20 protein-coding genes are annotated in these 21,013 nt (G+C 63.2%); 7 read left to right on the top strand and 13 right to left on the bottom strand.

Translation table 11 applies throughout. From position 1 onward, the window contains the following. Positions 1–101: 101 nt before the first annotated feature. Together CO664_RS05410 and CO664_RS05405 are read left to right on the top strand one after the other, a co-directional pair. The gene (locus tag CO664_RS05410; protein WP_176536494.1) at positions 102–1,340 is read left to right on the top strand and encodes a GGDEF domain-containing protein; all 1,239 of its coding nucleotides are present in this window, start codon (positions 102–104) and stop codon (positions 1,338–1,340) included. 78 nt (positions 1,341–1,418) lie between these two features. After that, on the top strand, positions 1,419–1,916 hold the full coding sequence (locus CO664_RS05405; RefSeq protein ID WP_097525345.1) for a CreA family protein: 498 nt from the start codon (positions 1,419–1,421) through the stop codon (positions 1,914–1,916). Between the two features lie 67 nt (positions 1,917–1,983). On the opposite strand, the gene CO664_RS05400 is transcribed toward CO664_RS05405, so the two are convergent. From CO664_RS05400 to CO664_RS05385, 4 genes are all read right to left on the bottom strand, one after another. Beyond that, entirely contained in the window at positions 1,984–2,286 is a 303-nt protein-coding gene (locus tag CO664_RS05400; RefSeq protein ID WP_037415569.1) for a hypothetical protein, read from the bottom strand. Positions 2,287–2,579: 293 nt separating this feature from the next. Beyond that, complete coding sequence (locus tag CO664_RS05395) at positions 2,580–2,954, bottom strand: hypothetical protein (protein ID WP_037415532.1); 375 nt, start codon at positions 2,952–2,954, stop codon at positions 2,580–2,582. 247 nt (positions 2,955–3,201) lie between these two features. Then, positions 3,202–3,666 carry a chemotaxis protein CheW gene (locus CO664_RS05390; protein WP_037415530.1) on the bottom strand — a complete coding sequence of 155 codons (465 nt, stop codon included), beginning with the start codon at positions 3,664–3,666 and terminating at the stop codon, positions 3,202–3,204. A gap of 2 nt (positions 3,667–3,668) precedes the next feature. After that, positions 3,669–5,747: a methyl-accepting chemotaxis protein gene (locus CO664_RS05385; RefSeq protein WP_097538095.1), complete on the bottom strand. Its 2,079-nt coding sequence runs from the start codon at positions 5,745–5,747 to the stop codon at positions 3,669–3,671. A 246-nt stretch (positions 5,748–5,993) separates the two neighbouring features. On the opposite strand from CO664_RS05385, the gene CO664_RS30560 reads away from it, so the two are divergent. The 4 genes from CO664_RS30560 (at position 5,994) to CO664_RS05365 (ending at position 10,246) form a co-directional block, all read left to right on the top strand. Next, positions 5,994–6,152 (top strand): hypothetical protein, encoded by a 159-nt coding sequence (locus CO664_RS30560; protein WP_097538094.1) that lies wholly within the window; start codon positions 5,994–5,996, stop codon positions 6,150–6,152. A gap of 147 nt (positions 6,153–6,299) precedes the next feature. Beyond that, positions 6,300–6,899 carry an SCO family protein gene (locus tag CO664_RS05375; RefSeq protein WP_097525407.1) on the top strand — a complete coding sequence of 200 codons (600 nt, stop codon included), beginning with the start codon at positions 6,300–6,302 and terminating at the stop codon, positions 6,897–6,899. Positions 6,900–7,028: 129 nt separating this feature from the next. Next, on the top strand, positions 7,029–7,904 hold the full coding sequence (locus CO664_RS05370; RefSeq protein ID WP_037415522.1) for a 50S ribosomal protein L11 methyltransferase: 876 nt from the start codon (positions 7,029–7,031) through the stop codon (positions 7,902–7,904). A gap of 506 nt (positions 7,905–8,410) precedes the next feature. Beyond that, positions 8,411–10,246, top strand: coding sequence for an aminopeptidase P family protein (locus CO664_RS05365; protein WP_097538093.1), 1,836 nt, complete (start codon positions 8,411–8,413; stop codon positions 10,244–10,246). A gap of 236 nt (positions 10,247–10,482) precedes the next feature. Here the strand turns inward: CO664_RS05365 and CO664_RS05360 are convergent, their stop codons facing one another. The 5 genes from CO664_RS05360 to panC form a co-directional block, all read right to left on the bottom strand. Then, positions 10,483–10,722 (bottom strand): hypothetical protein, encoded by a 240-nt coding sequence (locus tag CO664_RS05360; RefSeq protein ID WP_037415517.1) that lies wholly within the window; start codon positions 10,720–10,722, stop codon positions 10,483–10,485. A gap of 118 nt (positions 10,723–10,840) precedes the next feature. Next, positions 10,841–11,149, bottom strand: coding sequence for an AzlD family protein (locus CO664_RS05355; protein WP_037415515.1), 309 nt, complete (start codon positions 11,147–11,149; stop codon positions 10,841–10,843). A 3-nt stretch (positions 11,150–11,152) separates the two neighbouring features. After that, a complete protein-coding gene (locus CO664_RS05350) occupies positions 11,153–11,869 on the bottom strand; it encodes an AzlC family ABC transporter permease (RefSeq protein ID WP_097525340.1) in 717 nt (238 codons plus the stop codon). A gap of 329 nt (positions 11,870–12,198) precedes the next feature. Beyond that, complete coding sequence (gene panB / locus CO664_RS05345; RefSeq protein WP_037415510.1) at positions 12,199–13,020, bottom strand: 3-methyl-2-oxobutanoate hydroxymethyltransferase; 822 nt, start codon at positions 13,018–13,020, stop codon at positions 12,199–12,201. Position 13,021: 1 nt separating this feature from the next. Next, a complete protein-coding gene (gene panC, locus CO664_RS05340) occupies positions 13,022–13,897 on the bottom strand; it encodes a pantoate--beta-alanine ligase (protein ID WP_037415506.1) in 876 nt (291 codons plus the stop codon). Positions 13,898–14,183: 286 nt separating this feature from the next. On the opposite strand from panC, the gene CO664_RS05335 reads away from it, so the two are divergent. Beyond that, on the top strand, positions 14,184–14,588 hold the full coding sequence (locus CO664_RS05335) for a VOC family protein (protein WP_037386935.1): 405 nt from the start codon (positions 14,184–14,186) through the stop codon (positions 14,586–14,588). 104 nt (positions 14,589–14,692) lie between these two features. Here CO664_RS05335 and ligA read toward each other — a convergent pair whose 3' ends face one another. The 4 genes from ligA to lpxC all read right to left on the bottom strand — a co-directional run bounded on the left by ligA (position 14,693) and on the right by lpxC (position 20,947). Next, positions 14,693–16,846 (bottom strand): NAD-dependent DNA ligase LigA, encoded by a 2,154-nt coding sequence (gene ligA, locus CO664_RS05330; RefSeq protein ID WP_097538092.1) that lies wholly within the window; start codon positions 16,844–16,846, stop codon positions 14,693–14,695. Between the two features lie 234 nt (positions 16,847–17,080). After that, a complete protein-coding gene (recN, locus tag CO664_RS05325) occupies positions 17,081–18,754 on the bottom strand; it encodes a DNA repair protein RecN (RefSeq protein ID WP_037415499.1) in 1,674 nt (557 codons plus the stop codon). 34 nt (positions 18,755–18,788) lie between these two features. Continuing rightward, positions 18,789–19,655, bottom strand: coding sequence for an outer membrane protein assembly factor BamD (locus tag CO664_RS05320; RefSeq protein WP_037415497.1), 867 nt, complete (start codon positions 19,653–19,655; stop codon positions 18,789–18,791). A 338-nt stretch (positions 19,656–19,993) separates the two neighbouring features. Next, a complete protein-coding gene (lpxC, locus tag CO664_RS05315) occupies positions 19,994–20,947 on the bottom strand; it encodes a UDP-3-O-acyl-N-acetylglucosamine deacetylase (RefSeq protein WP_097525337.1) in 954 nt (317 codons plus the stop codon). Between the last annotated feature and the right edge of the window lie 66 nt (positions 20,948–21,013).

Genomic DNA, 21,013 nt, shown 5'->3' with positions numbered 1-21,013 from the left:
TTGGCCGGCCTTCGTTAACACGGCGCCGCTACGAATTTGTTCACGCATACCGCTGCCCCGAAAGCCATCCGCTTCATTTTAGCACGACAGGCCGTTTCGAAATGAGCATTTTCCCTGCCATATCGGTCATTTCGCTTTTTGCCCTACTGCCCGCCCTTCTACGACTGCGAAGCTCCGAAAAGGCCGGCGTCCGGGAATTCGCGATCGCCTGCTCACTATCGGCGATTGCAACGGCGCTGCTGATGGCGGCGACGTCGTTCGGGTTTCCGCTCGCCGCAATGCCCGGCCATGCGGTGCTGATCTTTGCCCTTTTCGCGCTCTTTCTCGGTTTTCGCCGACTCGACGACCAATCCGCCTCAATCGGCTTCTGTGCTACGATGGCATTTGTTGCTGCGGCGGCGGGCCTTCTCGTCGATGCGGGCAGCGAGGACAGCTTCGGCGCGCGCATGATCGTTATCGCCGGCTGCGGCGCGGCTCTGCTTGTCGTCATCGGCCTCCCGGCCGTTGATGAATGGGCGAACGACAAGCCGGCTTTGCGCGCCGGCGTCCCCGGCCTTCTGACGGTCGCCTTTGCCGGGCTCGTTCACGCTGTCCGATCCGCGCCCGAGACCTCCCCTGAACTCTCGGCCTCCCCTTCATCGGTAGTCTTCGAATTCTCCCTTGCCTTTCTGCAGATATTCTTCCTCCCCACTCTTTTCGTCGCGGTTATCCTGACGATCGAGAATCGCGTCATCGTTGGTCTCAAGACGATGCTCGCACGTGACCCCCTGACGGGCGCACTGTCGCGCAGGGCGCTCATCGAAGACGGCGAGAAAACGATCGCCCATTGTCTTGCCGATCATCGTCCGGCGGCCTTCCTCCAGCTCGACCTCGACTATTTCAAGCAGATCAACGACCAATACGGTCACGCCTGCGGCGACATGGCGCTCGCCCATTTCGTCAAGACCGTGTCCGCTTTCCTCGACAGGCGCGGTATCTTCGGGCGGATTGGTGGCGAGGAATTCGGCATCGTGCTGCCGGACCATTCGGAAGAGCAGGCTGCAGCAGTCGCCGAAGCGATCTGCCGCGCCGTGCGCGACACGCCGGTTGGTCGGGCGCATCAGCGCATCCGCCTGACGGTCAGCATCGGCATCGCCGCAGCGGCACCCGGCGACACGATCATGGACGTCATGATCCGCGCGGATCTGGCACTTTACGATTCCAAGGCCGATGGCCGTGATCGCTGCTCGATCGCCAGGCCTCGCCATATCGATGCCAGCGCCCGGGTGCTTGCAGCCGCCGCGGCGCAGCTGCGACAGGCCGACGTCCCTCACCAGGATCAGATGCGCCACAGCGCATGAGCGCAGCAGCGGCCCCGCGACATCTTGCATCGCCCGCGCCGCCACCTATGTGAACGGTGCTGCTCGTTGGAGGATCCCATGTCTCGCCGCACCCGCACCCTGCTCCTCGCCGCTCTGGCATTGACCGCCACGGCCGCGCCCCCTGCTCGCGCCGAGACAGTGGGCAAAGTCGGCGTCGACTGGCTCGGCAACGATATCAAGATCGATGCCGTTCGCGATCCGAAGGTCAACGGCGTCACCTGCCACGTCACCTATTTCGATCGCAGCGTCATCGACCGCCTGAAGAACGGCAACTGGTTCGAGGATCCCTCGAACAACTCGATCGCCTGCCGCCAGACAGGTCCGATCAGCATCGGCGATATCGATCTGTCGAACGAGGGAGAGGAAGTCTTCCGGTCCGGCCTGTCGCTTATCTGGAAGGATCTGCTCGTGACCCGCATCTACGACAAGGCGAACGACACTTTGATCTATCTCGCCCATTCGCGCCAATTGACCGACGGGTCGGCCAAGATGTCGATCACCACCGTTCCGCTCTTCGGCCAGACCGTCACTTGGGAAAAGGGCCGTCCCCAATAAGCACTGCCGCCGCAATTGCGGCGGCAGTATGCAAGCTGGCCCCTTCGGGGCCCGATTGCTCAGGACATCAGGGCGTCGGCGGAAAGATGCCGCGATAGTATTGGCCCTCACCCGACTCGTATCTTTCCCTGTAGGTGGTGCCACCGATGGGCGTAACGCGCTGTCCGTCGATGCTGCCCGTGGGCATGACGTCGACGTTCGACGGCGTGGTGCTACGCGGCATCAGCACGCGCGTATTGTTCTGCGTCCCCGGAGGGTTATGCGGGTCTATGCCCTGGTAATAGCTATCCGCGAAGGCTGGTGCGGCAACACCGGCAAGCGCGGACGAGAGGACGAATGCGGCGAATGATGTTTTTAGAGAAAATCTCATGACCTTAGCTCCTATCTCCATTCAGCATCCTCGCCTCCTGACGGATGCAACATGGCAGCATACGGCCTCCTAACGAATGCTGCTGTTACCAGCATAACACCTTTCGCTGCCTTGGCTTCCTCCGCACAGTCAATGTTTCGTCACGATTGCTCCTGCAACCGTGATGGAGATGAAGCAACTTTAACTTGACGCAGTGGCGGGCCTCGATGGCGCGAGATCCTGTCCACGGCCGGAAAGCCGCGCCGGCGCTCACCTCGCTCGGCCGGCCGGCGGGCTTGCCGGGCTCCTGTCGCTCAGGGAACAGGAGCCGGTGGGATGATACCCTGGTAGTAGTCGCCCTGACCGCCGCCCTGGTACTCGTTCTCGTAGCGCTCGCGGACTTGAGAGGGCGATCCGCCGTAGATGCCCATCGGCACCGGCTCGACATACACGGGTGCGGGGTCGACGTAGATGCTGCCGGTCGGCGCTGGATCAACATAGACGCCGCGATCGACGTAATACGGGCTCTCCACCATCGGGACGTATACCGACCCTCTGTTCTGCGTTCCCGGCGGATGATGCGGGTCGATGCCCTGATAGAAGCCGTTCGCAAAGGACGGTGCGGCGGCTCCGGCAAGCGCGAACGAGAGGACAAATGCGGCGAATGAAGCTCTTGGAGAAACTCTCATGGCATTGCTCCTTGTCCGTTTCAGCATCCGACTTCAACGGACGCTGCGACTAACAGTATAAGATCTCCTCACCGACGCTGCACCTTTCATAACTCGGATGCCGTGCAGGTGTTCCTGCACGCGAGCGTCACTGCCTCCCGACCAGCTAGCTGCACCTTTGCCCCTCGCCGGATCTACCGACGCCCCGCCGTAACGCAAAAGGCCCGCTCTCGCGGGCCCCTGCATGTGTCTCTACGAGCATCCGGGCCTATGCGGCCTGGGCCAGCTCGTCGGCAATGACCGTATCGAGGTTGAGGAAGCACACCATCGACTTCTCGAGCGCGACGATGCCGCGGCAGAAGGCACGCTGGGCCTCCGGAATGATTTCCGGCGCCGGCTGCAGGTCTTCGCTGCGGATCGTCATCATGTCCGAAACCTGCTCGACCAGGAGGCCGACGAGCTTGCCGTTGATATCGGTGACGATGATCGCCGAACGCTCCGAGGGCTCGGTCATCTTCATGCCGAGCCGGCATGCCATGTCGATGACGGGGATCACCGCGCCGCGCAGGTTGATGAGGCCGAGCACGTAGGGCGGCGTATGCGGCATCGGTGTCACCGGCGCCCAGCCGCGAATCTCGCGGATCGCCATGATGTCGATGCAGAATTCCTGGTCCCCGAGGTGGAAGGAGACGATTTCGAGATAGGCGCCGGACTGCTTGATTGCGTTGCTCATGATCAGAATTCTTCCCAATTGTCACCGGAGGCCGTGACGGAGGGTACGGCGGCCGATGTGTTGCCGAAAGCGCCCGCCAGCTTGCCCATCAGGGCCTTGGCGGGAGATGGAGCCGGACGGGTGGATGCCTGGGCAGCTGCCGGCTGATGGAGCGCAACGGATTTGGCGGCCACTGCCTTGCGTGCACCGGCCTGCATGCTCGAGCCTGCCGCGCTTGTCTTGATGGACGGCGCCGCCGCTGCCGGAGCAGCGGCCCGCATCGTCGTTTCGCTGACCTGCCCGTTGCGGAACTGGCTCAGGAGCTCGCTGAGCTTCTCGGCATCCTGGGCGAGCGTGTGGCTCGCCGCATTGGTCTGTTCGACCATCGCGGCATTCTGCTGCGTCATCTGATCGAGTTGGCCGACCGCGGTATTTATCTCGTGGAGTCCGGTCGACTGCTCGCGCGCCGCCTGTACGATGGAGCTCATGTGTTCGTTGATGCGTGCGACATTTGTACCGATGCGGCCAAGGGCATCGCCGGTCGCCTGGACCAGCTTGACGCCGGTTTCGACCTCGGTACCCGAGCGCGTGACCAGCGCTTTGATGTCCTTCGCAGCACCCGCCGCCCGTTGCGCGAGTTCGCGGACCTCCTGAGCGACGACCGCAAAGCCCTTGCCGGCCTCGCCGGCCCGCGCTGCCTCTACGCCGGCATTGAGCGCCAAGAGGTTCGTCTGGAAGGCGATCTCGTCGATGACGTTGATGATCTTGCCGATCTCGTTGGATGCGCCCTCGATCCGGGCCATGGCGGAGATCGCCTCGCCGACGATGCGACCCGATTCCTCGGCATTGACGCGCGTCTCGCCGACCATGCGGCTTGCCTCTTCGGCGCGGTCGGTCGCCGTCTTGACGGTGACCGTGATCTCTTCGAGAGCCGCCGATGTCTGCTCGAGCGATGCCGCCTGCCTTTCCGTCCGCCGCGCCAGATCGTCGGCGGCACTGCGCATCTGCCGGCCGTTGGCGTCGATCGAGATCACGTTCTCCTTCACATTGCCAAGAACATGGCTCAGCCGGTCGACCGTGTTGTTGAAGTCACGCCGGAGCGTGTCGAGTCCCTCCTCGAACGGCTCGCGGATCGATACTGCGAGATTGCCTTCGGCAAGTTGATTGAGCGCCCGGCCGAGAGCGTCCACCGCCGCCTTGATGCGGCCGACCACCTGCTCGCGCTCGGCAGCCTGGTTTTCGCGGTCCCTTTCCATCTCGTTGCGGCTTGCGGCGGTATGCTGTTCGAGCGAGCGCTTTTCCATTGCTGCGGTCCGGAACAGATCGACCGAGCGGGCCATCTCGCCGATTTCGTCGCTGCGGTCGAGGGCGGCGACGGCCGACGTCAAATCGCCGGAGTGGATGCGCTGCATGCTGTCTCGTAGCCCGAGGATACCCCGGCGAAGCGCGTTCCCGTGGAACCAGATCAACCCCAGCATGCCGGCCATGGCTAGGATGCCCACAAAGGATTGCAATAGGAGCGCGTCGCTCGAAGCGACGCGCGCTTCCTCGGTACGCGCCGTGGCAAGATGGGCCGCAGCGTCGGTGATTTCAGTCAGGAGGGCATTCATGCGTTCGCCGCCGCCGTCGATCGCATCGTCCAGGCGGCCGAATTCCTCCGCCGGCGCGCCGTCCTCCACCAGCCTCTTCAAATCTACTTCAATCGCCTGGCGGAGTGCGGCGAGGTCGGATCCGAAACCCGCGAGCTGCCCGGATTTGCCAAGCAGCCGCGCCAAGGCTTCGAGATCGGGCATCTTCGCGTCGAGCAGGGCGAGCGACTCCTTGATCTGCGTCGCCCGCTCCGGCTGGATCCTGCCCTCCTCGCGGTCGATGATCGTATCCATCGCAATGAGTACCAGTTCGATACTGGCAAACCGCATATCCTCGGCGGTTTTCATGCCTTTCTCAGCGATGATCGCCTTCTCGAGCGCGGCTTCAGAGCGACTGTTTTGGTAAAAGCCGACGCCAAGCACGCAGCCGAAACCGAGAAAGGCCGCTGCTGCGAGCGTCGCCAGCCGCTGGCTGACAGAGAGGGTGCGGGTTTCGGAAGGAGACGTGGTCATTTGACTGGCAGTCCGTGGCAATGGACCTGCCCGACGCGAGCGCGGTCCTCCGTTGCGATCGATGCGGATAGCCGGGCTCGATCAACCGGATGACCTCATGTCATGTCGAAGTGGTGGCACTCCTCCGCGTCAGCCGATAGTGTCAAAGAGACCTTAAACAATCGCTAATACACCGTTCCCACTGCCTCGAAGAAGCTGGATGGGACGGCCTCTTTTCTTGCCGTTTTGTGATGCTATGATCGTCTCATGCGCACGGATACGAACAGATCCCTTTCTCCCCTCGTGCTGACCCTTCTCACCGGGGGGGTCGCGCTAGTCTGCCTCTTCGCATTCCAGGGCTGGCTCGCCCATGGCGCGGATATTTTCCTCGCGCTCGCCGAAACGGGCGTTTCCTGGTGCTTCTAGGAAAGCGCAAGCGGAGCAAGTAAGCCCTCAAAACGGGAGCGAAACGCCTGCGGCAATTGGGCCTTTGCGCCGGTTGCGACGAAGCGCTATCAAAGCCTCCATGTTCATCGACGGCCGGCAATCGGCCGCAACAGGCCGGTGGCAATGATGAAGTCAATCCGCATCGCCCTTTGGGCAGCCATCCTCGTCATGGTGGCCCTCCTGGGCTGGCTCACTTACGACATGACCCAGCCGAAACAACAGGCGTCGGCCGGCCCCTTCGGCGTGCCCTTCACGCTGGTGGCCCAGAACGGCCAGCCGATCACCGAGAAGGCGTTCGCCGGCAAGCCGACCGCCCTCTTCTTCGGCTTCACGCATTGCCCGGAAGTCTGCCCGACCACACTGTTCGAATTGAATGGCTGGCTTGAAAAGGTCGATCCGGAAGGCAAGAGGCTGCAGGCCTATTTCATCACGGTCGATCCGGAACGCGATACGCCGGAGATCCTCGGCCAGTACGTCTCGAACGTGTCGAAGCGCATCACCGGCATCTCCGGCCCGCCGGACAAGGTGCTCGAAATGGCCAAAGGCTATCGGGTCTACTTCAAGAAGGTGCCGGTTGACGAAGCGAAGCCTGATGGCGACTACACCATGGACCACACCGCTTCGGTCTTCCTGATCGACGCCGACGGAAAGTTCAGCGGCACGATCTCCTATGGCGAAAACCCCGAAACCGCGGTCAAGAAGCTCGAAAACCTCGTAAGGGGTTGAGGGCAGTTGCATAGCCTCGAAAGCGCCGGTCATCCGGCGCTTTGCGTTTATGCGCCAATCATGTTAGCGGCGGCCCGCGCGCCCAATCGAAGCGCGCAAAGGCCGTTGGGGCAGCCGAAGGGAAAAACCTTGAGCGAGATACGTCTTTTCGTCACCACCACCGAGAAGCAGGCGGCAGCCGTTCTCGACGTCATCAGCATGATCTTCGAAGACGAGGGTTACGCCGTTGCGACGATGGAAATCGACGAGAAGCGCGACGTCTGGGAAGCCTCCGTCTACATGATGGCGCACGAAGAGGAGAGCGTCGGATCGCGCCTTGCCGATGCGCTCGCCGCCGAATTCTCTCATCTTCCGATCGAGCGCGAGGTGCTGCCGGAGATCGACTGGATCGCCAAGTCGCTGGAAGGCCTCGCACCGGTGCGCGCCGGCCGTTTCGTCGTCCACGGCTCGCATGATCGCGACAAGGTGAAGACCGGCGAGATCGCCATCGAGATCGATGCCGGGCAGGCCTTCGGTACGGGCCATCACGGGACGACCGCTGGCTGCCTTGAAATGCTCGCCTCCGTGGCCCACTCACGTTGCATCCGCAACGTCCTCGACCTCGGCACCGGAAGCGGCGTGCTGGCGATTGCCGCCTGGAAGCTCCTGCATGTACCGGGGCTCGCAACCGATATCGATCCGATTGCTACCCGCGTCGCAACCGAGAATGCCCGCCGCAACGGCGTCGTCGCCGGCCTGACCTTCGCGACCGCGCCCGGATTTCATTCGACCGCCTTCGGCGCCCATGCCCCCTTCGATCTCATCATTGCCAATATCCTGGCGCGGCCGCTGATGAAGATGGCACCCGAGCTCGTCGCGAATCTTGCCCCCGGCGGCTCGGTCATCCTTTCCGGCATTCTTGCCGAACAGCGCTGGAAGGTGCTCGCCGCCTATAATGGCCAGCGGCTCAGGCATGTTCGGACGATCTGGAGAAACGGCTGGGTGACGATCCACCTGACGAAATAGGTTGGCCGTGCAAAGCGCCGCTCCGGGCGGCGCCTCATCTTTCCTGCCGCTCGGCAGCCCAAAATGAAAAGGCCGCCCAATCCTTCATGGAGGGCGGCCTTTTCGAAACAAAGGCGATGCCGGAGCATCGCCCGCTGGCCGGCTTTTGACCGACCATGCCCGCGAGCTTGAGGAGGAGGAGCGCTCAAGCGGGCTCTACCGTTCCGAAATTGGCCACCTTGAGGGAGGAGGAGAACAGATGACCAATTATCTCGGAACTGCAGTCTTTTGAACTGCCGGACCTTCGTCCGTGTTCGTTGGCGCCCTTATACCCCATTATTTCAATAGAGAAAGATACACTGGCGCATGGGAGCCATGCGGGCAGCGCATATGTATGACAAATGGAGTGAGGCGGTGCGCGGTCGTCGCGCATGGCAGAATGTCGCCTCTTTCCCCCGAAGCGCCCTTTCCGCTAACATGGCACCACCTTCCCTGCGGCTCTCCGCCAAACCCAATTGGAAATTGTCATGTTTCAGTCCTTCGACGTCACCTCCACGCCCCAGTTCGGCAAGGAGCGGGCCACCGCGCTGCGTGCCGCTTTCGCGCCGCTCGGCATTGACGGCTTCCTCGTGCCGCGTGCCGACGAATTCCAGGGCGAATATGTGCCGGTCTCATCCGAGCGGCTGTCCTGGCTGACCGGCTTTACCGGATCGGCAGGCGTCGCCCTTGTCACGCAGCGGGAGGCAGTCGTTTTCGTCGACGGACGTTACGTGACCCAACTAAAGGAGCAGGTCGACGGCAGCGTCTTTACCGGCGGCGACCTCGTTGGAGAGCCGCCGCATGTCTGGCTGGAGGTGCATGCGCCGAAGGGGTTCCGTCTCGGCATCGATCCCTGGCTGCATACCGCGGCGGAGGTCCGCCGGCTCGAAAAGGCGCTTGCGGCAATCGGCGGCGCGCTCGTCTTCCTCGACCACAATCCGCTCGACCGGCTCTGGACCGACAGGCCCGCGGCTCCCCTCGGCGGCGTGACGATCCAGCCGATCGAGCATGCGGGCCAATTGGCCAAGGACAAGATCGCCGCGATCGCCGCGACGGTGGAAAAAGCCGAGGCAGCCGCGGTGGTATTGACCGACCCCTCCTCCGTCGCCTGGACGTTCAACATCCGCGGCAGCGACGTACCGCACACGCCGCATCCGCTGGCCCGCGCCGTCATTCATGCGAACGGTCGCGCCGAGCTCTTTCTCGACAAGCGGAAGACGGGGATCGAACAGGAAGCCTATCTGACCCAGCTTGCGGATATGCTGCCGCCCGGCGATTTTGGCGATCGGCTTGCATCGCTCGCCGCGAGCGGCGCCGCGATCATGATCGATCCGGATCTCGCTCCCTTCGCCATTGGCGAACTGATCCGTTCGAGGGGCGGTGTCATCGTCGAGGCCATCGATCCCGCCCGCCTGCCCCGCGCCCGCAAGAACGCTGCAGAGATCGCCGGATCGCTGCGCGCGCACCTGCAGGACGGAGCGGCGATGGTCGAATTCCTCGCCTGGCTCGCCGGAACGGAGCCCGGCAGCCTTACGGAAATCGGCGCGACCAAGAAATTGGAGGCGGTTCGGGCCGCTGTCGGCGAGCGCATGCAGAACCCGCTAAAGGACATTTCCTTCGATACGATTGCCGGCGCCGGCTCGCACGCCGCGATCATGCACTACCGCGTCACCACCGATACCGACCGGCCGATCGAGGCAGGAACCATGTTCCTGATCGACTCGGGTGCGCAATATATAAACGGCACGACCGACATCACCCGCACCGTCGCGATCGGCAGCGTGCCGGAGGAGCAGAAGCGCTTCTTCACCCTGGTGCTGAAAGGCATGATCGCAATCAGCACGGCGCGGTTTCCCAAGGGGTCCCGCGGTGTCGATCTCGACCCCCTCGCCCGCATCGCGCTCTGGAAGGCGGGTGCCGACTATGCGCACGGCACCGGCCATGGAGTCGGCTCCTACCTCTCGGTTCACGAGGGCCCGCAGCGGATCGCCCGGCTTGCCACCCAGGAACTCCTGCCCGGCATGATCCTTTCCAACGAGCCCGGCTACTACCGCCCCGGCGCCTTTGGCATTCGCATCGAAAATCTTGTCGTCGTGCGTGAAGCCGCGCGGATCGCCGGCGGCGATCTGCCGATGCTCGGCTTCGACACGCTGACCTATTGCCCGATCGATCGGCGGCTCGTGCTGCCGGCCCTCTTGAGCGACGAGGAACTTGCCTGGATGAACGATTATCATGCGGAGACGCGGGAGAAGCTGATGCCGCTCATTGCCGGCGAGGAAACGCGCCAGTGGCTGAAGGCCGCAACGGAAGCCGTTTCACGTTGAGTAAGCTGTGTAGGTGAGAGGTCGGTAGGGAGGCCCGGCGGCGTGGGCTGGGGCTACAGGGGGCAGCCGGGCCTCCGTTGGGAGGTTTGATGTCTCAACCAACAACGCCGTTATATGCACCCCGGCGCTCGCGTGTAACCCGAGAATTTTACTGGATTGCCGGCAAATCTCCGAATTTTCCGCCTCGGCAAGCCTCGGGCGGAAGCTGAAAAGCCGGAACGAGACCGGCTTCTCCCTCAGATCCCGAGCATTTTCTTTGCTTCGCCGAGGGCTGCTTCCGAACCGGCATGATCGCCGGACTGGTGCAATTGCTCGCCCTGCGCGCGCAGCTCCTTGACCTTGGCCATGTCAGCCTCGGAAAGCGAGGCGTTCGGAATGGCGGCGTCGATTGCGGCCATCATTGAAGGGCACTGGTTGGCGAAGGCGGCCATAGGCGCGAGGGCCAGCATAAGGGCAAACGTGATCCTGGTAATCATTGTCGCTCCTCCACGGCCGGAGGGCTCATGCCTCTCCGGCATTGGATGAATGATAATCCATGACGGTGCCGGCGCCAATGCACCGTCGCGCAACCAAAAGGATGCTGCGAGCCCACGACTACAGGATCACGTGGCGGATCGCCATCACCACGACCCAGCCGACGAGCAGCATCCGCAGCGTCGAGAAGCGAAGCCCCGCGGCGAAGGCGACGAACATCGAAGCGGCCACGTCGAAGCCGCCATAGACGAAAGCGGGTGCCACGAGCGTCGTCAGCACGGCCGCCGGAACAGCGTTCAGCGCCGCCTCGAGGCGTGGGGGGATGTGCTTCAACTGCGTGATCAACACATAGCCGCCGACCCGCGTGGCAAACGTGGCGACCGCCGCGGCGATGATCAGGTAGAGCAGGTTGAGGTGCTGGGCATCCACGGCTCAGGCCTCCCTTTCGATTGCAGCCATTTCCCTTGGCTGCCGATCCTGCGGCAAGCACGCGGCAAGCACTACGCCGGCAAGCGCGCCGATGCTCACATGCCAGGGCGAACCGACGAAGTGCATGGCCGCAACCGAGGCGACCGCGCTCGCCGCGACAACGGGCAGGAAGCGGTCGCGCTTGCGGAAACCGAGAACCAGCCCCAGGAAATAGATCGGCAAGAGCACGTCGATGCCGATGACCCTGGGATCGCCGATCAACTGTCCGAAAACAGCGCCCATTGCCGTGGTGATGAGCCAGGGGAAATAGATGATCAGGCCGAAGCCGAGATACCAGGAAAAGCTGACCGGAAGCCCGCACTCGGCCCGCCTCTCGCTTTCCGCATATTGGGGATCGATCAGCAGGAAGAAGGCGAAGAACTTCTGAACCAGCGTGAAGTGGCGGATGTGCCTGGCGATCGAGGCCGAATAGAGCACGTGCCGGAAGTTGACGGCGAAGACCGACAGCACCACCAGCCAAGGCTGGACATTGTTGCCGAACAGCTCGATGCCGACCATCTGGCTGGCACCGGCATAGACCATGGCGCTCATGAACACCGCATCGGCGATCGTAAAGCCGTTGTCGACGGCGAGCGCCCCGAACAAGGCGCCGAAAGGCGATGCCGCCATCATGATCGGGAAGCCGCCGCGCAGCCCCTCGCGGAACTCGTCTCTGTCCATGGATTTCCTCCGGTCGGAGCCCGGCGCGAGCGGCACTCGCAAGCTCTTCGTGCGGGACAGATAGGCCCTCGGGGAAGCCGCTACAATTCAATTACACTGATGCACAGATTGAATTTTATGATGATTGGTCAGGAGGCCCCTGCTGGTTTCCGGCAGTGAAGGGCGCCCGCCCTTAGGGACGGATCGTCCTGTCACGCGATTCTGCCCCCTCATCCCGCTGCCGCGACCTTCTCCCGGCTTCTGGCGGGGAGAAGGCTAAAGCCGTGCTCTCTTAAGTCCCCTTTCCCCGTTTGCGGGCCGAGGGGCAGAGATTGCGATTGCCGTGGCGCTTAACGCTTCGCCTGGAACGTATGCTCGATCCCCGGGAAGGAGCGCGCCTTCACCTCATTGGCATAGTCTTCCGCTGCCTTGGAGATCGCCGGGGCGAGCTCGGCGAAATGCTTGACGAAGCGCGGCTTGAAATCGTTGAAGATGCCGAGCATGTCGTCCGAGACGAGGATCTGGCCGTCGCAAGCCGGGGACGCGCCAATGCCGATGGTCGGCGAGCGCAATGTCGCGGTAATCTCGCGCGCGACCGGCTCGACCGTGCCTTCGACGACGATCGCAAAGGCGCCGGCGTCGTCGATCGCCTTGGCGTCGCGGCGGATCTTCGCCACTTCCTTCTCGTTGCGCCCCACCGAGCGGTAGCCGCCGGTGGTGTTGACCAGCTGAGGCATCAGTCCCACATGGCCGAGCACCGGAATGCCGCGGCTGACGAGGAAATCGACCGTCTCGGCCATTTCCGCGCCGCCCTCGAGCTTCACGGCGCTGCAGCCCGTTTCCTTGAGCACCCGCGCGGCGCTGCGGAAGGCCTGCTCCTTCGATTCCTGATAGGAGCCGAAGGGCAGGTCGACGACGATGCAGGCCCGCTCCGAGCCGCGCATCACCGCCTGGCCATGAGCAATCATCATGTCGAGGGTTACGCCGACGGTCGTGTCGAGGCCGTAGAGCACCATGCCGAGCGAATCGCCGACGAGCAGGAAATCGACATGCGGGTCGAGAAGCCGCGCGATCGGCGTCGTATAGGCTGTGAGGCTGACGATCGGACGTTCGCCCTTCAAGGCTTCGATGCTGGCGGGGCTGAGCCGCCGTTTCGTGGTCTGGACGCTCATGTCAGGCAACCTTTGCAAAACGGGCGGATTTCGGAGCGATGACGCGATTGTCGAGCAGCTTGGTCGCGCCGAAGCGGACGAAAAGCAGGAGCAGCACCGGCTTGTCGCCAATCTCGCCGACCGGCTCGAGCGTCTCGGGATCGCGTAGCGCCACCACCTCGGGGCATGCCAACGGCTCGCTCGACAGGAAATCGGTGACGCCCTTCTCGACAACGGCCGGATCGGTGACGCCGCTCGCGATCAGCTGCTCGGCCTCGTCGAGCGCTTTCGGCACGACCGCCGCCGCCCGGCGTTCATCGGCAGTCAGGTAGACATTGCGGGACGAACAGGCGAGCCCATCGGCTTCCCGGACTGTCGGCACGCCGACAACGGTGACGGGCTGAGCGAGATCCGCGACCATGCGACGGATAATCTGCAACTGCTGAAAATCCTTCTCGCCGAAATAGGCGCGATCCGGCTGGACGATATTGAAGAGCTTGGTGACCACCGTCGCGACGCCGGCGAAGTGCCCGGGCCGCACCGAGCCTTCGAGCTCGGAGCCGAGCTTCGGCAGGTCGACGATCGTCTCCATCGGCTGCGGATACATGTCGGCAACACCCGGCGCGAAGAGGAAATCGACGCCGCCTTCCTCGAGCATCTCCTGATCGCGAGCGAGATCGCGCGGATATTTCGCGAGATCTTCGTGCGGACCGAACTGCAGCGGGTTGACGAAGATGCTGGCGACGACCACGTCGTTCTCGCTGCGGGCGCGGCGCACGAGCTCCATATGGCCGACATGAAGATAGCCCATGGTGGGCACCAGCCCGATCGTCTTGCCGCCGCGCCGGTGCTCGGCAAGGGCTGCGCGCAGCTCGGCGATGGTCGCTATCGTCTTCATCTCCGGACCCTCCAATCCGCCGGGGCGGGAAAGACGCGCCCCGCTTCGCTGATATGGCGAGAAGCCAGCCCCGCGAAAAGGCAATTGCACAAATTTTGGCTGCAAGGTCTATCTTGTGCAGCGCAAAAATACAAATGGAATTGGTGTGCGCCCGTTACCGCGGACGGAGGTAAGCCAGCCCTTGAAAGCCGTTTTCCCGGCGCCAGATAAATCTCTTTCCTACCTGTCGGCAGAAGACGTCCGCCTTCGTCCTTGGCCCGTCAACATCATCACGAGGAACGCTTCCATGCGCATGATTTTCGTTAACCTTCCCGTCAAGGACCTGAAAGCCTCGCGGTCCTTCTTCTCCTCCCTCGGCTTCACATTCAACGAGCAATTCTCCGATGATACGGCCGCCTGCATGGTCATCGACGACAATATCTTCGCCATGCTTCTGACCGAGCCGAAATTCCGTAGCTTTATTGTCGGCGAGATCAGCGACACCGCGCGCGCCACGGAGGTGATCACCGCGCTTTCCGCCGGCAGCCGGGCCGAATGCGACGAGATGTTCGACAAGGCGATCGCCGCCGGCGGCAAGCCCTGGAAGCCGGCGATCGACTACGGCTCGATGTATGGCGTGAGCTTCCAGGACCTCGACGGCCATGTCTGGGAATTCATGTGGATGGATATGTCGGCCGAGCAGCCCGCCTGATCGACAGGGTGCAAGAGACCCTCTCCGCACCGCCGACGCGGTGCGGCTGGATTCCTGTGACAAGCACAGGAATGAGGAGTGAGAGGCGGCGCGCCCGCTCCGCATTACCCGCCGATCAATGCCAGCCACTCGTCCTCGTCCATCGTCTGGACGCCGAGCTCGTGGGCCTTATCGAGCTTCGAGCCGGCGCCGGGACCGGCCACCACGATGTCGGTCTTCTTCGAGACGGAACCCGCCACCTTAGCGCCAAGGCTTTCGGCCTTCGCCTTCGCCTCGTCGCGGGTCATCTTTTCGAGCGAACCGGTGAAGACCACGGTCTTGCCGGCGACCGGGCTGTCCGTCGCCACCCGTGTTTCCGCGCTCTCCGGCGTCACCTCTTCGAGAAGATCGGCAACGACTTTCAGGTTGCGCGGCTCCTTGTAGAACTCGACGATGGCACGCGCGACGACTTCGCCGATGCCCTCAATGCTGTTGAGCTCATTCCAGGCATCCCCGGCGAGGCTGCCCGCCTCCACCATTGCGGCGCCGAAGTGCTCGTAAGTTCCGTAAGAGCGCGCGAGCAGCTTGGCGGTCGTCTCGCCGACATGGCGGATGCCGAGCGCGTAGATGAAGCGATGCAGCGCGATCGAACGGCGGGCGTTGATCGCCTCATAGAGCTTGCGAACGCTGACCTTGCCGAAACCTTCTATGTTTTCGAGCTTAGTGAGCGACGCCGCCTGACGGCGCTCCAGCGTGAAGATGTCGGGCGCGGTCCGGATCGACAGCGTCGGATCCTCGCTTTCGAAGAAGAATTCGATCTGTTTCGATCCCAGCCCCTCGATATCGAAAGCGTGGCGCGAGACGAAGTGCTTCAGGTGCTCGACCGCCTGCGCCCGGCAGACGAAGCCGCCGGTGCAGCGGCGCACGGCGTCCACCTTGCCGGTCTTCTCGTTGATATCGCGCACCGCATGGCTGCCGCAGACCGGGCATGTGGTCGGAAACCTGTAGGGCTCCGCCCCGTCTGCCCGCTCATCCATCACCACGTCGACGATCTGCGGGATGACGTCGCCTGCCCGCTGGACGATCACCATGTCGCCGATGCGGATGTCGCGCCCCTCGCGGATCGGCTCACCGCTGTTGCCGAGGCCGCGGATATAGTCCTCGTTGTGGAGCGTCGCATTGGTGACGACGACGCCTCCGACGGTGATCGGCTCCAGCCGCGCGACCGGGGTCAAGGCGCCGGTCCGGCCGACCTGGATGTCGATCCCCTTGAGCCGCGTGAAGGCCTGTTCGGCCGGGAACTTGTGCGCCGTCGCCCAGCGCGGGCTCCGTGAGCGGAAGCCGAGCCGTGCCTGCAGGTCGAGACGATCGACCTTGTAGACGACGCCGTCGATATCATAATCGAGATCCGGCCGCTCGCGCTCGATATGGTGATAGTGCTCCAGCAATTCGTCGGCGGAGGAGAACCGCTGCATCAGCGGATTGACCGGGAAGCCCCAGGCCTTGAAGGTCTCGACCATCCCGAACTGCGTATCCGCGGGCATTGCCGACATCTCGCCCCAAGCATAGGCGAAGAAGCGCAGCTTGCGGCTCGCCGTCACCTTCGCGTCGAGCTGGCGCAGCGATCCGGACGCCGTGTTGCGTGGATTGACGTAGAGCGGCCTGCCCTGGGCCGCCATTTCGGCATTGAGAGCGGCAAAATCGGATTTCGCCATATAGATCTCGCCGCGGACCTCGACGACGTCCGGCGCATCGGCCGGCAAGGCCTGGGGGATCATGCGGATCGTGCGGATATTGGCGGTGACGTTCTCTCCCGTCGTGCCGTCGCCGCGCGTCGCTGCCGTGACCAGCCGGCGGTTCTCGTAGCGCAGCGACATGGAGAGCCCGTCGATCTTCGGCTCGGCGGTGAAGGCGATGGAATGGTCGGGGAGCTTGCCCAAGAAGCGGTAGATGCCGGCCACGAAATCGCGCGCATCCTCGTCGGAAAAGGTGTTGTCGAGCGAGAGCATCGGCCGGGCATGGACGACCGCCTGGAAGGTCAGCGAAGGCGCCGCGCCGACCTTCTTCGAGGGACTATCCTCGCGGACCAGCGCCGGAAAGCGCTGCTCGATCAGATCATTTCGACGCTTCAGCGCGTCGTAATCCGCGTCCGAGATCTCCGGCGCATCCTGCCCGTGATAGAGCGCATCGTGGCGGGCGAGTTCGGCCGCGAGGAAGGCAAGTTCCTCCGCCGCTTCGCTTTCGGTCAGTTGCTCGACGGGCTTGTTCTCGTTCAGCATGGATGGCGACTCCGGATTGGGAGTCGTTTTTACTGCATGATTCTTTAAATCGGAATCGATTTGAGGACAGAATAATTCAGCGTTTCAAAGTGCTTCAGAGGCTTGGCGGATGCTTTTCCGCCCGAGGAGGGGCCTGCCGTACAGCAACAGACCAAGCCCCAATAGACTGCTGTCGTGTAGTGTGTGATTGCACGCGGTGCTGTTGAGCAACCTACAGCAAAGAACGTGGCGCGTTCAGCCGCCGCCCGCCAGCAACCGCGCCGCCGCCGCCCTCGCCTCCTCGGTGATCGAGGCGCCGGCGAGCATGCGGGCGATTTCTTCGGTGCGGGCTTCGTCGTCCATGCGGGCGACGCGGGTGGCGATCATTTCGGCCTTCTGCGCCGATGGACCTTTGGAGATCAGCAGATGCGTTGCGGCGCGCGCCGCAACCTGCGGCGCATGGGTGACGGAAAGCACCTGGACGGTTTTCGAAAGCCGCTTCAGCCGCTGGCCGATGGCATCCGCCACTGCACCTCCGACGCCGGTGTCGATTTCGTCGAAGACGAGCGTCGGCGCCGAGCCGCGATCGGCAAGCGCCACCTTCAGCGCCAGGAGGAAGCGAGAAAGCTCGCCGCCCGAGGCGACCTTCATGATCGGTCCCGGCCGCGTGCCGGGGTTCGTCTGCACATGGAACTCTACGATGTCGATGCCCTCGGCCGAGGGTGAATTGGGGTCCGTGGCGACCTCGACCATGAAGCGGGCGCGCTCGAGCTTCAGCGCCGGCAGTTCTGCCATCACCGCTGCCGAGAGCGCGCTGGCCGTATTGTGACGCTTTTCCGATAGCGACCGGGCCGCGGCATCGAAGGCCGCCCTCGCCTCGGCCACCTGCTTTTCGAGCTGCTTCAGCTTCTCCTCGCCGGCGTCGAGATCGGCGAGATCGGCGATCATCCGGACGGCAAGCGCCGGCAGTTCGGTGACCGGAACCGAATATTTGCGGCTGGCGGCACGCAGGGCGAAGAGCCGCTCCTCGACGCGCTCCAATTCCTTCGGATCGAACTCAGTGTTGCGCAGCGCCCGCTCGACCGCCATCTGCGCGTCGGAAAGCTGGTTCAGCGCCCCGTCCAGAAGCTCGACCGTCTCTTCCAGCAGGCCCGGCGCCTCGTGGCTCTTGCGCTCGAGCCGTCGCACCAGCGAGGCGATTAGCGGCACCGGCGACGCATTGCCGTTCAGGAATTCGGACGCTTCGCTGATGTCGCCGGCGATCCGCTCGACTTTCATCATGCGCGCCCGGCTTTCGGCGAGTTCCTCTTCCTCGCCGTCCCGGGGCGCCAGTGCCTCGAGTTCCTCGACGGAGGAGCGCAGATAATCCGCCTCGCGCGCTGCCGCTTCGACGCGCTCGCGGTGCTTCTTCAGCCCCCGCTCGGCGTCCCGCCAGCCGCGATAGAGCGCGCCCACCTCTTCCGCCGCCTCGGTGGTGCCGCCGAAGGCGTCGAGCAGCGCGCGGTGCGCGTCGATGTCGACAAGCGCCCGATCATCGTGCTGGCCGTGTATTTCGACGAGCACCTGGCCGGCCTGGCGCATCAGCTGCACGCTTACCGGCTGGTCGTTGATATAGGCCTTGGTACGGCCGTCCGCCGACTGCACCCGGCGGAAGATCAGGTCGCCGTCGTCGTCGATGCCGTTTTCGTGCAGCAGAAGCCGCGCCGCATGGCCGGGCGGCACGTCGAAGACGGCAGTCACCTGCCCCTTGTCCTCGCCGTGGCGCACCAGCGAACCATCGCCGCGGCCGCCGAGCGCCAGCGACAGGCTGTCGAGAAGGATGGATTTGCCCGCGCCGGTTTCGCCGGTCAGCACCGAGAGCCCCGCGTCGAAGCTGAGGTCAAGCCGTTCGATCAGGACGATATCGCGGATCGAGAGCTGGGCGAGCATCCGGTGTCATATCTTCGTTGGAGCGCCGAGGTTATCAGGCGCCGATGAGTTTCTTGCCCGCGCGCGCGATCCAGGACGTGCCGCTTTCGCGCGGTTCGAGACCGCCCGACTGCAGCAGCTTGTAGGAATCGGCGTACCACTGGCTGTCCGGGTAGTTATGCCCGAGAACCGCCGCCGCCGTCTGTGCCTCCGCGGTCACGCCCATGGAGAAATAGGCCTCGACGAGACGCGCCAGCGCTTCCTCGACCTGGTTTGTGTTCGGATATTGCTCGACGACGACGCGGAAACGGGAAATCGCGGCAAGATATTCCTTACGCTCGAGGTAATAGCGCCCGACCTGCATCTCCTTGCCGGCGAGCTGGTCGCGGGCAAAGCGGATTTTTGCCTGCGCGTCATCGACGTATTCCGAATCGGGATATTTGTCGACGACCACCTGCATCGCATCGATCGCCTTCTGGGCAGGCTTCTGGTCCTGCGTCACCGAGGGGATCTGCTTCGTATAGGCGAGGCCCTGGATATATTGCGCATAGGCCGCGTCTTCGGACTGCGGATAGAGATTGAGGTACCGGCTCGTGGAGTTGATCGCGTCCTGGTACTGGCCGTTGCGGTAGGCGACGAAGGCATTCATCACCAGTGCCTTGCGGGCATATTCGGAGAACGGATGCTGCCGGTCGATCGCCTCGAACTTGCGTCCCGCTTCCGTCGTCTTGCCGGCATTCAAATTGGCGAGGCCCTGATTGTAGAGCACTTCCGGCGGATCAGTCTCCGCGGTCAGCTTGGTGATGTCGATATCCGGATCGTTCTGGCAGGCGGTGATCAGGCTCGAGCCGGCGACTGCCGCAAGGACGACGGCGACGACGCGCGCTGATTTTCTCATGTCAACAGAAACTGCAAGGACCATCGGATATTCCCGTTTCACTTACACCGCCGCGCGTCTTATCACACGCGCAAAGGTCGCTGTAGCACTCTAGATTGCTGCATGTCTTTGCTCCTTAGCTCGAGCTCGATTTAAGGAGACATGCAGTAGCGGTTGGCATCCGCCAGACTTGCGCGTTTTAGAGCAAGTTGCCTCAAGACCGCAACGTCATGAGCGGCGATTCATGCAAATTTGTGACATTCGTCGGATATCCGCGCGATGTTCTTCATTTTTCCACCGCATTTCGCCGCGCTTTACTCATAGCCACCATGAAAAACGCCGGCCTTTCGGCCGGCGACTGGAGAAAAATGAACTGTGTTTCTTTATGCCGACCAGGGCGCAAAACCCGGAGCGGCAACCGCGACCAATTCGCGGGAGCGCGTGCGCTGGCGCTGGGATGCGGTTTCCACGACCTCATAGGCGGTCGGGTCGCTCAGGAGGGCTTTCAGCGCATTGGCGTTCATCTTGTGGCCGCCGCGATAGGAACGATAGCAGCCGAGGAACGGTGCGCCGGCGAGCGAAAGGTCGCCCACCGCGTCGAGCGCCTTGTGGCGGACGAACTCGTCCGCGTAACGAAGGCCTTCGACATTGACGATCGTGTCGTCGTCCGAAATCACCACCGAGTTTTCGAGCGACGAGCCCAGCGCAAAGCCGGCAGCCCACAGCCGCTCGACGTCACGCATGAAGCCGAAGGTCCGCGCCCGCGACAGTTCCCGCTTGAAGACGGCCGGCGTCATGTCGCCCTTCCAGGACTGACGGCCGATCAGCGGGCAATCGAAATCGATCTCGACTTCGAAGCGCATGCCGTCATAGGGAGTGAACTCCGACCAGGAAGCGCCCGATTCGATGCGAACCGGCTTGAGAATACGGATATAGCGGCGCTTCACCGCAAGCGCGCGGATCCCCGTCTGCTCGATGGCGTCGATGAAAGGCTCCGAACTGCCGTCCATGATCGGCATTTCCGCGCCATTGACTTCGATCAGCAGGTTGTCGAGGCCAAGCGCATAGATCGCCGCCATGACATGCTCGATGGTGGCGATCGATGTTGCTGGCGAAAGTCCGAGCACGGTGCAAAGATCGGTATTGCCGACCTGCGACGAAACGGCTCTGAACTCGCTCACCCGTCCGCCGGCGAGAACCCGCTGGAAGACGATGCCGGCATCCGCCTCGGCCGGATGGAAGGTGATTTCCACCTCGGCGCCGGAGTGAACGCCAATTCCCTTGAGGGTTATCGGGCTTGCGATCGTCGTCTGAAACCCGAGCAGTTCGATTCCCATTCTCTCGTCACTTTCAATCAATTGGGCCGGACAATTGGCCGGAGCCATACTCTTGCGGCACGCGGG

The organism is Sinorhizobium sp. NG07B (assembly GCF_002532005.1).
Classification (GTDB): domain Bacteria; phylum Pseudomonadota; class Alphaproteobacteria; order Rhizobiales; family Rhizobiaceae; genus Sinorhizobium; species Sinorhizobium fredii_C.
The sequence above is the reverse complement of the archived record's forward strand: the minus strand, read 5'-3'. Positions and strand labels throughout refer to the sequence as shown.